General features: G+C 43.4%; 13 protein-coding genes. 11 read left to right on the plus strand and 2 right to left on the minus strand.

Annotation, left to right across the window (positions count from 1 at the left end; genetic code table 11):
- Positions 1 to 79: 79 nt before the first annotated feature.
- The 4 genes from HLI_RS13990 (at position 80) to HLI_RS14005 (ending at position 4,696) form a co-directional block, all read left to right on the plus strand.
- Positions 80 to 1,375 carry an HD domain-containing protein gene (locus HLI_RS13990; RefSeq protein ID WP_128526901.1) on the plus strand — a complete coding sequence of 432 codons (1,296 nt, stop codon included), beginning with the start codon at positions 80 to 82 and terminating at the stop codon, positions 1,373 to 1,375.
- A 13-nt stretch (positions 1,376 to 1,388) separates the two neighbouring features.
- A complete protein-coding gene (locus HLI_RS13995; protein WP_128525539.1) occupies positions 1,389 to 1,889 on the plus strand; it encodes a YwgA family protein in 501 nt (166 codons plus the stop codon).
- A gap of 110 nt (positions 1,890 to 1,999) precedes the next feature.
- Positions 2,000 to 4,009 carry an ABC transporter permease subunit gene (locus HLI_RS14000; RefSeq protein ID WP_128525540.1) on the plus strand — a complete coding sequence of 670 codons (2,010 nt, stop codon included), beginning with the start codon at positions 2,000 to 2,002 and terminating at the stop codon, positions 4,007 to 4,009.
- A gap of 144 nt (positions 4,010 to 4,153) precedes the next feature.
- Positions 4,154 to 4,696: a YwhD family protein gene (locus HLI_RS14005; RefSeq protein ID WP_128525541.1), complete on the plus strand. Its 543-nt coding sequence runs from the start codon at positions 4,154 to 4,156 to the stop codon at positions 4,694 to 4,696.
- 96 nt (positions 4,697 to 4,792) lie between these two features.
- On the opposite strand, the gene HLI_RS14010 is transcribed toward HLI_RS14005, so the two are convergent.
- Complete coding sequence (locus tag HLI_RS14010) at positions 4,793 to 4,984, minus strand: hypothetical protein (RefSeq protein ID WP_128525542.1); 192 nt, start codon at positions 4,982 to 4,984, stop codon at positions 4,793 to 4,795.
- A gap of 252 nt (positions 4,985 to 5,236) precedes the next feature.
- On the opposite strand from HLI_RS14010, the gene HLI_RS14015 reads away from it, so the two are divergent.
- Positions 5,237 to 5,578, plus strand: coding sequence for a YolD-like family protein (locus HLI_RS14015; RefSeq protein ID WP_128525543.1), 342 nt, complete (start codon positions 5,237 to 5,239; stop codon positions 5,576 to 5,578).
- 193 nt (positions 5,579 to 5,771) lie between these two features.
- Here the strand turns inward: HLI_RS14015 and HLI_RS14020 are convergent, their stop codons facing one another.
- Positions 5,772 to 7,790, minus strand: coding sequence for a transglycosylase domain-containing protein (locus HLI_RS14020; protein ID WP_241655859.1), 2,019 nt, complete (start codon positions 7,788 to 7,790; stop codon positions 5,772 to 5,774).
- Positions 7,791 to 7,975: 185 nt separating this feature from the next.
- On the opposite strand from HLI_RS14020, the gene speE reads away from it, so the two are divergent.
- The 6 genes from speE to HLI_RS14050 all read left to right on the plus strand — a co-directional run bounded on the left by speE (position 7,976) and on the right by HLI_RS14050 (position 12,955).
- Entirely contained in the window at positions 7,976 to 8,806 is an 831-nt protein-coding gene (gene speE / locus HLI_RS14025; protein WP_128525545.1) for a spermidine synthase, read from the plus strand.
- A 6-nt stretch (positions 8,807 to 8,812) separates the two neighbouring features.
- Complete coding sequence (speB, locus tag HLI_RS14030) at positions 8,813 to 9,685, plus strand: agmatinase (RefSeq protein WP_128525546.1); 873 nt, start codon at positions 8,813 to 8,815, stop codon at positions 9,683 to 9,685.
- 157 nt (positions 9,686 to 9,842) lie between these two features.
- Positions 9,843 to 10,286, plus strand: coding sequence for a hypothetical protein (locus HLI_RS14035; protein WP_128525547.1), 444 nt, complete (start codon positions 9,843 to 9,845; stop codon positions 10,284 to 10,286).
- Between the two features lie 94 nt (positions 10,287 to 10,380).
- The gene (locus HLI_RS14040; protein WP_128525548.1) at positions 10,381 to 10,821 is read left to right on the plus strand and encodes a YwiB family protein; all 441 of its coding nucleotides are present in this window, start codon (positions 10,381 to 10,383) and stop codon (positions 10,819 to 10,821) included.
- Complete coding sequence (gene argS, locus HLI_RS14045; RefSeq protein WP_128525549.1) at positions 10,818 to 12,485, plus strand: arginine--tRNA ligase; 1,668 nt, start codon at positions 10,818 to 10,820, stop codon at positions 12,483 to 12,485. Before HLI_RS14040 ends, argS begins: the two co-directional genes overlap by 4 nt.
- Before the next feature lie 290 nt (positions 12,486 to 12,775).
- Entirely contained in the window at positions 12,776 to 12,955 is a 180-nt protein-coding gene (locus tag HLI_RS14050) for a XapX domain-containing protein (protein ID WP_128525550.1), read from the plus strand.
- The last annotated feature ends 3 nt before the right edge of the window (positions 12,956 to 12,958 follow it).

Consider the following 12,958-nt stretch of genomic DNA (forward strand, 5'->3'; position numbering starts at 1 on the left):
TTATTGTCTGTCAACATGTTTTTTTGTCACCATTTAAGGTATATAATAGATGAAAATGTCGTGTAGAAAGGACAAACTGATGGCCTATCGTGATGAGAAGTTAAGTGAAGAAAAGGTTTTTAAAGACCCCGTGCATCGTTATGTCCATGTGCGTGAACGGGTGATCTGGGATTTGATTGGCACATCTGAATTTCAGAGATTACGCCGTATTAAACAGCTGGGGACCTCTTATTTGACGTTTCACGGTGCTGAACACAGCCGGTTCAACCACTCACTGGGTGTTTATGAGATTGTCAGAAGAATCATCGAAAATTTCAATGATCGACCAAATTGGGACAATGAAGAACGACTTCTCTGTCTTTGTGCGGCCTTGTTACATGATCTTGGACATGGTCCTTTTTCCCATTCATTTGAAAAAGTATTTAAACTGGATCATGAGGATTTCACCCAGGCGATTTTACTCGGTGACACAGAAGTGAACCACATTTTGAGACAAGTAGAAAAAGGGTTTCCGAAGAAAGTGGCAGATGTGATCAACAAGACGTATGAAAATAAGCTTGTCGTCAGTCTGATCTCAAGTCAGATAGATGCCGACAGAATGGATTATCTTCAACGGGATGCTTATTTCACCGGGGTCAGTTATGGTCATTTCGATATGGAACGGATTCTTCGCGTCATGCGTCCGATGGAAGACCAGGTCGTCGTGAAAGAAAGTGGCATGCACGCAGTTGAAGACTACATCATGAGCCGTTACCAAATGTATTGGCAGGTCTATTTCCACCCTGTCACCCGCAGTGCAGAAGTGATTTTATCGAAGATTCTTCACCGTGCAAAAGAACTTTATGAAAATGGATATGCCTTCAAGTTGAAACCCATCCACTTTTTATCCTTCTTCGCAGGAGAACCAACGTTGAAGGAATATTTGGCTTTAGATGAATCTGTCACTCTTTATTATTTCCAAATGTGGATGGAAGAAGATGACCCGGTATTGAGTGACCTTTGTCACCGGTTTGTGAATAGACGCTTATTCAAATACATCGAATTCAATCCTAACTCCCAGATGAACGAATGGATGGAATTGTACAAACTTTTCCAAAAAGCAGGTTTGAATCCGGACTATTACCTCGTCGTAGATTCCAGTTCGGACCTTCCTTATGATTTTTACCGTCCCGGGGAAGAGGGAGAACGGTTACCGATTCATTTACTTCAACCAAACCAGGAGTTGAAAGAACTTTCAAGGCTTTCGGATATTGTCGAATCCATCTCAGGAAAGAAACGAACAGATCACAAGCTTTATCTCCCACTCGATCGTTTAGAGGAGATGTCAAGCAGAAGTAAGACGAAGAAGCGTATTATGGAAATTTTGTATGGATAAGGAGTGAGCCTCCATGTTGGAAAATCATGCGAAGCTGATGCAGTTTTTCTCAAGCACAGAGGAAGTTGTGGGGCGGAAGAAACTACAGAAGATGATTTACATACTGAAGAAGTGTGAAATCCCTTTTGAAGAACGTTATCAATTTCATTTTTATGGACCCTATTCGGAAGAGTTGACATTGAGGATAGAAGAAATGTGCAATTTGGGATTTATACTTGAAACAAAAGAAGAGAAGAAGAACTATTATCAATATCGTTATCAATTGACGGATAGTGGACGTGAGTTCCTTAAGCACTACGAAATGGACCTCCCGCCGCTGCACAAGCAAATCGATGAGATGAACGGACGCAGCTCTCGTTTCCTTGAATTAGTCTCTACGATATTGTTTTTTGAAGATTTACCGAGAGAAGAAATTTCTGAAAAAGTGTTCACTGTTAAAAGTGCTCAAAATTATACAGACGAAGATATTGAAGATGGATGGAAATTTATTGAAAAATTGCGATCCATTCATTAATATTAGAATGAAGGTGTGCTTAAACTGTACACCTCTTTTTTTGCTTCACAATATCTGATAATTCAAAAAATATCAGGAAGAAAAAGCAGGGGATACGGGGGAGTTGAAAGATGAAGTCTGGGAAGTTCATTGCTTACTATTTACTGGGGTTAGTGGGGATTTTGTTAATCAGTACATCACCTGCCTTATTCAGGCAGGGAGCGTTTATGAATGTTGGGAATTACATACAAGAACTTAGAGGACTATTCAGCATTCTTCTGGAGCCATCAGAGTGGAATTACATATACAAAGGGGATACTGTACCTTTAATTGAACATTTATGGGAGCCTTATCAATATTCCATGACGATTTTCTTCGGTGGGATTCTCCTTGGTTTCCTTCTTGCTTTCTTAGGGGCTTTTGGTACACTATTTCTCCCTAAGTGGGCAAAAGTCATTGTACATCGCGGGTTAGGTGTGTTGGAAGCTATCCCTGATTTATTGCTGGCTTTTTCATTACAGCTTTTTATCGTCTGGTTTTATCGTCAAACCGAAATTCTGTTGATGCCTTTTACGACATTAGGCCAAGAGAAAGTGTATGCATTGCCGATCGTAGCCATAGCTGTTTTACCTATGGTGATGATGTATAAAATCATCCTTATGCTTATGGAAGAAGAGATGACAAAACCCTACGTACAGATGGCGAAAGGGAAAGGGCTTGAGAAAGCGTCCATCTTGTCTGTACACGTGGTGAGAAATATTATCAAGAGTGCCTTTTACCACTCTAAAATCATCATTTGGGGGACTTTGTCCAGTCTGTTGATCATTGAGTATATTTTTAATATGAATGGGATTACAACAGCGTTTATGGATGATTTCCGGCCGATGGTTTCATCTGTCATTTTATTCCTTGTGTTCACTCCGTTTTACATTCTTTATCAGGGGACAGAGTTATTCTTATTCAAAGATCATAAAGCGGTAGAAGAAGCGAATATCCAAATGAATAGTTTCATCGGATCGTTGTCTGTAAAACGCGGTGGCGGAGAGTGGTTGAAGTCGGCGGTAAGAGAATTCGGAGTCCATTTCAGGAACATCAAATTCCTGACCGGTTTCATCATAATAGCTGGGACAGTGATTGTCAGTGTAGTTTACTCGATGACTGCGGATCCCTTGATTGACCAGTATTTTCAAATCTATGATGAGAATGACCGCCTTGTCAGCGCTTCACCTCATACACCGGAATTTGTCTTTTTAGGAACAGATGCTCTAGGGTACAGTGTCTTCGACCAACTTCTTGCGGGGGCGAAATACACGATTCTGTTTGCTTTGATCATTGCTTTTCTTCGTCTGACTGTCGGCTTTGCCCTTGCTATTCCATACACATTCTTCTTACCTGGAAAAGTCCAGCGAGTATTTGAAAAGCTTGTAGATGGGATGCATTTTCTACCTTTGACGATTATTGCTTACTTGTTACTGAGGCCTGTACTTTGGATGCCGCCAGGAGGGTTTACAACAACTGAAACCGAAAGGATACTCTATCAGGGGATCATTTTGACCATTTTGGCCGTTCCGTTAGTCGTAACCTTATTCGGGAATGAAATGAAGCTGATTATGAAAGAAGAGTATGTGACGAGCACGAAGGTCTTAGGAGGAAGTTCCGTTCATCTGCTATGGAAGCACCTCTTGCCACACTTGAGTCCCCGCATGGGGATTGTCTTCGGGCAACAATTTATTCAGACGCTGCTTATTTTCATTCACTTGGGTGTGTTCGAAATTTATTTTGGTGGTACCAAAGTCAGTTATGATCCGTTAATGGGAGATCCGCCTTTGAGTACGACCTACGAATGGTCTGGTTTGATTGGTGCAGCTAAAAATTCACTTATGACAGGGCGTTGGTGGTTGATTATCCCTGCACTTCTCAGCTTTGTTATCATCATTTTATCGATGCAGCTGATCATCCAGGGCATCAAGGAAATACAACAGAAAAGGGTAGGGGTAGTTGTAGAGAAATCGAATGGGCTCAAAAGGTTATTTTCCCGACGTACAGAAGACAAGGCCTCTGCTCGTGATACACGTGAAGATCGTTTTGTATTCCTGCAAAAAGTATCAGGTGATTCATACCGGGAAAGGGATAAGAGATGACTTTTAAGGAGATTGGACAAACGTTTGATCAAGTGTTGGAAGAAACGATAGGTGATTGAGAGAGCTTTCTCTAAAACTTCCCCGGCTTTGTATGTTAAAATGGGACAAAATAATAGGTGGAAAGAAGAGGAGGATCACTTCATTATGAAGGAATTTGATCAGTTCAAAAGCAAAGGTGAAGGAAATGATAAAAAGAAAAACCAATTCACCATCATCAAAGATGACTCTACAGACGGCCATGGCGGCTATGGGGTAGGATCGATCAGTCTTGAAAATATGACCCCTGTCATCGTTGATCCGAATGAGGAGGAAGCCTACGTTGACATGGGTGCATTACATGCCCGTAGTAAAGTAGAGAAGCGGATCAAGTTCATTACAGATCGTGACGTAGTGAAAAATGGGCTCTTGTATTGGATCGTCTGGGTCACCGTCGATTATCAGGAAGGCAGACCTTGTTATCATGGGGTAGCAGCAAGTGAGATTGTGGTTGACCGTTCCATCAAGCGAGGTTACAAGTTGATGCCTGAACATGTAAACCATATGGATAAATCCTTGAAGGGCCATTTCGTATTGGATCACCTTGATGACAAATCCAAAGGGATTCTCGCAGATTATTTACGCGACTTCAAGCCGGATCTATGGGAAAATACAAGACAAGAATTGAAAGATTCTTTAGCTGCAGAATAATGTGAAGAGACTCCCTGGATACGGGTGGACTCTGAAAAAAACTTCCCAACCCAGAGGAGCTGTTAAAGTTTGTTGTCGCTTCTCACGGACCGCTTGTCAGTGAATGTTTGCCGCGGGCACGGCCTCAGCTAACCTGGTCAAGAAGATTGCTTGACCAAGTGGATTTTCGGTTCGCGCTGTTCCCGACAGAGCCCCATCTAAAAAGAGTGATTTTCTTGTCCATTGAAAGAAGCCGAGTTGAACGATAAAATCGTCCAACTCGGCTTCTTTATTTGATGCATAACTCATAACGTTGCAGTTTTTCAGTAGCCTTTGAATAAGGGGGGGGCTCTTTTTTGGTGCGGGAAATTATTAATGACCTGCCTGCGAATATTTATTCCTGTAAATAAGTGATTATTGCCGTAAATAAGTGAAAATAAAAATCGTGAGTTAAATCTGAGTATTATCAACGTTTGAGACATCATTCCTGAAACTCCCAGTTTACGCCCTTCAGTTTTATGGTATTATAAGAACAAACGTTCGTATTACAGGAGGGGCGATATGGATAATCGAAATCGCGATCGGGGAACGATCAAGTGGACATCGCTTATGTTACCGGAACATGTGGAGATGGTGAAACAACTTTGGAAAGAGGACCAGCGCGTAGAAAAAGGGATCATCGATGAACAGAAGGCCGTCGAAATTGATTTTTTAATGCAAAGAGCCTTGAAGGATGACTTGACAGTCAAAATGAGGGTTCACAACGGGTTCGAGTATGAAGATGTGTTAGTGAAACTGGAGCGTGTGAATAAGGTGGATCGAATTGTTTCGGGGGTGAATTGGAAGACGAAAGAAAATATTCGTTTAGCTCTTGATGACATTGCAGATCTTTCCATTTTGTAATGGAATCAACTTTGTTCACAAAATGTTCATGGAAAATTCATGGAATCGGGACGGCGAATCTTGACGAATGAGCAGCCGTGGTAATATATTAAGTAACACATGGGTTATACATGTATTACTAGGACAAAGAAAGCGACCGGTTATGCCGGTCGTTTTCTTTGTCTTTTTTTAATCTACTTCAAATGTTTGCTTATCAGAAGAACCAGTCGACGACATCTTTGAACCATGGATCGTTCTTGAATTCATCTTCCAAGTCCTTGCTCTCGTCTCCGCCACAAACTTCCTCAGGTATAACAGATTTTTCCATATAAACCAAACGCTCTTGCGGACAGTTGGGTCCTGAGAGAGCTCCGGTTTCTGGGTCAATATAGACACCTTTGACCCCTGGGGGTGGAATGAATGCAGCTGTTGGGAGGGACTCGTGAACGGCTTCCATAGTGTCGGCCCAAATGGCTTTCGCATAGCGATGATCATTGAACCCCTCTAATGAGTGGCCACCTTTATCATAGCCCACCCATACTCCAGAGGAATATTGTGGACTGAAACCGATCATCCAGCTATCTGTGTCGGTTGTTCCTGATTTCCCTCCATACATCCGTGTGAGCTTTCCTTTAATTGGTGATCCTGTCACGGAAGCATATTCAGCATCAAGCGACGAATCGAACATTCCAGTCATCATATGGGTGATGGTAAAGGCTCGCTCCGGATCGATCGAGTCATCTTTGTTGTAAACCGGTTGATATTCGTAAAGTACATTATCATGACGGTCAGTAATCTTGCTGATGGTGTGTCCTTCTAATGATTCTGAACCTTTGATCATTTTTCCATAGGCGCTCATCATGTCATAGAGAGAGATGGAAGAGTAGCCTAAGGCAAGGGAAGCACGTGGCTTCAAGTCTTCTTCAATACCGAAAGTCTGAAGGGTGTCTACAAGCTTCTCTGGTCCGATATCCAGGTGTGTGGATACTGCGTAAATGTTATCGGAGACCGCAAGTGCCTGAGCCATGGTCACCGGTTTTTCTGCGTACTGGTCGTTGAAATTAGACGGTTCATATGGCTTTGGTGAGCCTTCAATATCAAATTCAGTCTGTTTACTTTCGATCATCGTCACAGGAGAATAGCCTTCTGCTAATGCCGCATAGTAGAGGAATGGCTTAATGGTCGATCCAATCGCCCTTTTTGCTTGAGTAGCCCTGTTGAAAGGACTTTCCTCGTAATTTTTACCTCCGATCAAGGCTGTGATTGCCCCTGTATGGCTGTTCATGACAGCTGCTGCCACCTGGATTTCATCATCGTCAGGAATGTTTCTTTTTGCTTTATCCTCTAAAATTTGCTGATGTTCTTCCACCAGGGTTGTTTGAATATGGTACCCACCTGTTTCAACACTCTCCCTGTCCACTCCTAAAAGCTCTGCCGCTTCCTCCACTACTTGATCTTGAAAATATGGAGCGGTATCTTTATTGTCCGATTCTTGAGTTGTGGAATAAACAAGACTTGCTTCCACCGCTTCTCTTTTCTCAGAAGAACTGATGTAGCCGTTGCGTTCCATTTCTGCTAGAATCTGCTGCTGTCTCGTTTCAGCATTTTCTTCATTCGTCAAAGGAGAATAGTAGCTGGGGCCTTTGGGTACACCAGCGAGCATAGCCGCTTCTGTCAATGTGAGGTCTCCAGCGTTCTTGTTGAAATAATGACGGCTGGCTGCTTCTATCCCGTAAGCTCCATGACCGTAATAGATGGTGTTCAAATACCCTTCCAAAATCTCATCCTTGTTGTAGAAAATCTCTAAACGTATAGCATATAAAGCTTCATGAATTTTTCGTGTCCACGTTTTGTCGTGAGAAAGGTAAAGGTTTCGTGCATACTGCTGGGTGATCGTGCTTGCGCCCTCGGCCATGCGCATTTGTCGCAAGTCAGTCAGGGCAGCGGATGCGATTCGTTTAAGATCGAAACCGAAGTGTTCATAAAAACGCCGGTCTTCAATGGCTAAAGTAGCTTCTTTAATTGCTTCTGGCATATCTTCAATATCAATCCAATATCGCTCTTCTGCCCCGCGGTCCTCACCGATGATTTCGCCATCTTTACCGTAATAGACGGTATTCTGCTCAGTCATAAGAGAAGGGGGACCTTGTGTGATGGCAAAAATAAGCACAACGACAGCACCTATGAGGGCAGCAATCGCACTGAAAAAAGATAGCTTAATACCAAGCTTCATCCACCTGTATGAAAATCTGAAAAATGATAGCATTCTGTTTATACTCCCCACTGTTATGAATGTGTAAGTATTTGTTCCACTTTTATAAAGACTGCTATTATTATGGGAGAATAAGTAGTAAAATAAACTTCTTGTATGATTTTTATATGAAATGGAAAGATCCATAGATGAAAGGAGAATGTAACATGGGTACATGGTTTACCGAAAAACAAACCGATCATTTCGGGATTACAGCGAAAGTCAATCGTTCGCTCCATAGTGAGAAAACTGATTTTCAAGATTTGGAAATACTTGAAACAGAAGAATGGGGAAATATGCTTGTCTTAGATGACATGGTCATGACAACAGAGAGAGATGAGTTCGTTTATCACGAAATGCTCGCCCATGTTCCGTTATTCACTCATCCAAGTCCCAAGAAAGTATTAGTAGTCGGGGGCGGTGATGGTGGAGTCATCCGGGAAGTATTGAAACACTCCAGCGTCGAGAAAGCGGTACTCGTGGAAATTGATGGGAAAGTCATTGAATACTCAAAGAAATATTTGCCGACCATCGCTGGTGCACTGGATGATGAGCGTGTGGAAGTGAAAGTGACGGATGGATTTATGCACATTGCAAAAAGTGAACGTGAATACGATGTCATCATGGTTGATTCTACGGAACCTGTCGGACCAGCAGTGAGCCTTTTTTCAAGAGGTTTTTATGAGGGGATTTCAAAAGCGTTGAAAGAGGATGGGATCTTTGTAGCGCAAACGGATAACCCGTGGTTCAAAGCGGATTTAATGAAACAGGTCCATGCTGATGTCAAAGAGACCTTCCCCATTACGAAAGTGTACACCGCGAACATCCCGACTTATCCAAGCGGGCTGTGGACGTTCACAATGGGAAGCAACATCTATCACCCACTGCAAGTTTCGGACGAGCGTTTCTTCGAGATCGATACGAAATACTATACAGAAGAGATTCATAAAGCTTGTTTTGCCTTGCCGAAGTTCGTAAAAGATCTGACAAAGGAGTGATGATCCATGCGTTTTGATGAAGCCTATTCTGGAAAAGTGTTCATCATGAGCAGGGCGAGTGAGGAGGCAGCGAAGGCTGTCATTTTCGGCATGCCGATGGATTGGACCGTCAGTTTCCGTCCGGGGTCACGCTTTGGACCGAATCGGATCAGAGAAGCTTCGATCGGATTGGAAGAGTACAGTCCATATTTGGACAGACACCTTGAGGAAGTACGCTATCATGATGCTGGAGACTTGTTGCTCCCTTTTGGGAACCCTGCCCGCAGTTTGGACATCATTGAAGGTTATTTAGAGGAATTATTGGATAAAGGGAAATTCCCTCTCGGATTGGGCGGAGAACACTTAGTCACATGGCCTGTCATCAAGGCGATGTACCGCAAGTATCCCGACCTTGCGCTGATTCATATCGATGCCCATGCCGACTTACGTGAGGAATACGAAGGTGAAGTCCTCTCACATTCCACACCTGTTCGGAAAGCATGCGGTTTGATCGGTCCTGAGAATGTTTACTCTTTCGGAATACGTTCAGGAATGAGAGAAGAGTTCCAATTTGCTGAAATGTCGGGAATGCACATGTCTAAGTTCGAAGTGTTGGAGCCATTGAAAGAAATCTTGCCGGAATTAGCAGGACGGCCGGTCTACGTGACAGTCGATATTGATGTGCTCGACCCTGCTTATGCGCCGGGAACGGGGACGGCAGAAGCGGGAGGCATTTCTTCCAAAGAGCTGCTTGCGAGCATCCATGCCATAGCCGGAAGTGAGTTGGACATTGTAGGAGCAGATCTGGTGGAAGTCGCGCCAGTTTATGACCCTACAGAAAAGACTCCGATTGCAGCGAGCAAATTCGTCCGCGAAATGCTTTTAGGGTTCGTCAAATAAATGATAGAATAGGAAGAACCACTGTGAGGGATCATAGTGGTTCTTTGTATTTGGCTTTATGATAAGGGCGAGAAGTGGATCAGACTCTTTTCCCTTGAAAGGAACTATAATGTTAACAAACACATTTTCATGAAATGACACAAAGGAGCGCTTTGTTTTGGATAAAAAGAAACTTACGATTCTATTGGCTTATGCAATCGTCATGACCGGTCTGCTTTTATTGACCTTCGGGGCTGAATGGAATCCTTCGAACTATAGTTACTCGCTCAACAATGGGATGATGGTGATCGAAAAGGGTCTATCGCAGGAACTCGAAGAAGTGAGTGTTGGAGACCGGATGGATGACGTGCTGCGTTATACCTTAGCAGTATCAGCGGAACAACAACAATGGAGAATAGATGTAACGGTTATCGGGATTCTGCTTCCCTTTCTATTGCTATTATTCATTCCAAACCTCAGACCACTGAAAAAACATCTATCCACCAGGTGGTACGTGACGATAGTTTTGGCTATCCTGGTTGTATATGCTGCTTACAGCATTCCTAACCACATTTCAAATATCAACGAAGTTCATGAACAAGTCAGCCGCTTGCTTGAATGATACATGGTTCGCTTGCGTTTTTCGATTCGAATTCTTATAATGTATTAGTTATATCATGTACGTAAAATTCGGCGAAAGAAAAGGTGGAGTAGAGATGCCAAGTAACGCAAAAGAGGTCCAGGTACAGCTTGTCACGGAAATCCAGGATGAGGATCGGAATGAGACGATGGAGATCCAGGGACCTGGACAATTTTTCTCGCGTGGCGACACCCAAGTGCTCACCTTTACCGAGCACCCGGAAGAAAGCGAACCTGTCAACACAATGGTGACAATCAAGCCGGAACATGTAAGCATTAAGCGCAGCGGCGGCGTGGAAATGCGCCAGGTTTTCCAACAGTCGATGGAAACAGAAAACCTATATCACCATACCTATGGAGATTTTCATATGAAAACATATACAGAAGAAATGGATTTCCAATCGTTGCAGGAATCTACTCAAGGACGCCTTTATTTGAGTTATAAAATGACTTTAAACCACGAAGTGACCCAAGCACACCGCTTGACATTGACGTTTGAGGAGGAGAGCGAATCATGAATATCGTTGAACAAATGGAACAAAAGTTGAAAAACGAAATCGTGCGTTCTGTCATAGCAGCTGAACTCGCAAGTGAAGAAGAAATGCCAGAAGTCGTCTTGGAGCAGCCTAAAGACAAAACCCATGGTGACTATGCAACGAACATGGCCATGCAGCTTGCACGTGTAGCGAAGAAGAATCCGCGAGTCATCGCAACGGAGCTCGTCGAGCAGTTCGACCATACGGAAGCATCGATTGATAAAATTGAAATTGCCGGGCCGGGGTTCATCAACTTTTACATGAATAATCAGTATTTGACTGAATTGGTACCATCCATCTTAGATGCAGATGAAGAATACGGACGCACAAATAGCGGCAAAGGCCATAAAGTCCAGGTCGAGTTTGTGTCTGCGAACCCGACAGGTACGCTCCACTTAGGCCATGCGCGTGGTGCGGCGGTCGGTGATTCACTATGTAACGTTTTAGACGCTGCAGGATATGACGTGTCCCGTGAATATTACATCAATGATGCCGGGAACCAAATGATGAACTTAGCTCTCTCTTTAGAAGCTCGTTATATGCAAGCTCTCGGAAAAGATTGGGAGATGCCTGAGGATGCCTACCACGGCCGGGACATCATCGGGTTAGGTGAACAAATCATTGAAAGTGACGGTGGCAAATGGGCAGATATCGAAAAAGAAGAACGGCTGCAATTCTTCCGGGAGTACGGCTTGAAGTTCCTGCTTGATAAAATCAAAAATGATCTTGAGGAATTCCGTGTCCCATTCGATGAGTGGTTCTCTGAAACATCGCTTTATCAAGGTGAGCAGATCGATGATGCAATGCAAGTGTTGAAAAACCAAGGCTATGTCTTTGAAAAAGATGAGGCAACATGGTTTGAAACTACTCGTTTCGGTGATGATAAAAACCGTGTGTTGATTAAGAATGACGGAACATACACGTATTTGACTCCCGATATCGCTTACCACAAAAACAAACTGGATCGTGGATTTGACACATTGATCAACATCTGGGGTGCGGATCACCATGGCTATATTCCACGAATGAAAGCAGCAATTCAAGCACTTGGGTATGATAAAGATACCCTGGAGGTTGAAATCATCCAGATGGTCAATCTCTTCCAAGACGGTGAAAAAGTGAAAATGAGCAAACGTACCGGAAAAGCCGTTACGCTTCGGGAGCTGATGGAAGAAGTCGGCATCGATGCCATGCGCTATTTCTTCTCTATGCGTTCAAGCGACTCTCACCTGGACTTTGACATGGATCTGGCACGCTCAGAGTCAAACGAGAATCCTGTTTACTACGTCCAATATGCACATGCCCGTATCTGTACGATGCTAAAGCAGGCAGAAGACAAGGGGCTGGGGAGCGATTCTTTTGATGCCAGTCACTTAACCTCTGAAAAAGAGGAAGATCTGCTGAAACGGTTGGGAGAATTCCCGCAAGTCGTTGCAGATGCAGCTGAAAAGCGTACACCACATCGTGTGACTCAATACGCATTCGACCTTGCTTCTAATCTGCATAGTTTCTACAATGCGGTAAAAGTACTCGACGAGGCTCATCCAGATCGTACAGCCGCACGAATCGCTTTGATGAAAGCTGTGCGTACAACATTGAATAATGCCCTGAAATTGATCGGTGTTTCCGCACCAAAACAAATGTAAGCACATATAGTAAGAAAAGGGCGTCTTTGCTGAATGGGCAGGGGCGTTCTTTTTTGTTGAGGGCAGGGGATACAGTCCTTCATGATTCTTGTTCAGAGGAGTTTTGTTCTTTTTGTTAGGTGAGTAATGTATGATTAAATGATGCTTGCGTGAGAAACCGGAGATATATCCATGGCATGTGTATATGTATCTCGAAGCGGAAGTCAAGCTGAAAAAAGACGATTGCATGACAAATCAAAGCATGGGAAAAGATAAAGCCCAGTATTACATATTGAAAGGTAGTGGAAATAATGAAAGAAGTCATTATTGCTTTATTGACAGGATTTATAGTTGGGCTCGTTTTTGCGGGGTTCAAGCTGCCTATCCCAGCCCCGCCAGCTTTTGCTGGGGTTGCTGGAATCATAGGCATATATTTAGGTTTCAAAGTCATGGGATGGGTGGGTCCGATGCTGCCGGAAATTTTCAAATGAACG

The sequence above is a fragment of the Halobacillus litoralis genome (assembly GCF_004101865.1).
Lineage (GTDB): Bacteria > Bacillota > Bacilli > Bacillales > Halobacillaceae > Halobacillus > Halobacillus litoralis_A.

What these genes read in the sequence shown, in the direction of transcription:
- HLI_RS14010 (WP_128525542.1), bottom strand. Translation starts at nt 4,984, where the DNA reads ATGAGTTATGCATCAAATAAAGAAGCCGAGTTGGACGATTTTATCGTT.
- HLI_RS14000 (WP_128525540.1), top strand. Translation starts at nt 2,000, where the DNA reads ATGAAGTCTGGGAAGTTCATTGCTTACTATTTACTGGGGTTAGTGGGG.
- HLI_RS14005 (WP_128525541.1), top strand. Translation starts at nt 4,154, where the DNA reads ATGAAGGAATTTGATCAGTTCAAAAGCAAAGGTGAAGGAAATGATAAA.
- HLI_RS13995 (WP_128525539.1), top strand. Translation starts at nt 1,389, where the DNA reads ATGTTGGAAAATCATGCGAAGCTGATGCAGTTTTTCTCAAGCACAGAG.
- speB (WP_128525546.1), top strand. Translation starts at nt 8,813, where the DNA reads ATGCGTTTTGATGAAGCCTATTCTGGAAAAGTGTTCATCATGAGCAGG.
- HLI_RS14020 (WP_241655859.1), bottom strand. Translation starts at nt 7,790, where the DNA reads ATGAAGCTTGGTATTAAGCTATCTTTTTTCAGTGCGATTGCTGCCCTC.
- HLI_RS14015 (WP_128525543.1), top strand. Translation starts at nt 5,237, where the DNA reads ATGGATAATCGAAATCGCGATCGGGGAACGATCAAGTGGACATCGCTT.
- HLI_RS14050 (WP_128525550.1), top strand. Translation starts at nt 12,776, where the DNA reads ATGAAAGAAGTCATTATTGCTTTATTGACAGGATTTATAGTTGGGCTC.
- HLI_RS14040 (WP_128525548.1), top strand. Translation starts at nt 10,381, where the DNA reads ATGCCAAGTAACGCAAAAGAGGTCCAGGTACAGCTTGTCACGGAAATC.
- HLI_RS13990 (WP_128526901.1), top strand. Translation starts at nt 80, where the DNA reads ATGGCCTATCGTGATGAGAAGTTAAGTGAAGAAAAGGTTTTTAAAGAC.
- argS (WP_128525549.1), top strand. Translation starts at nt 10,818, where the DNA reads ATGAATATCGTTGAACAAATGGAACAAAAGTTGAAAAACGAAATCGTG.
- speE (WP_128525545.1), top strand. Translation starts at nt 7,976, where the DNA reads ATGGGTACATGGTTTACCGAAAAACAAACCGATCATTTCGGGATTACA.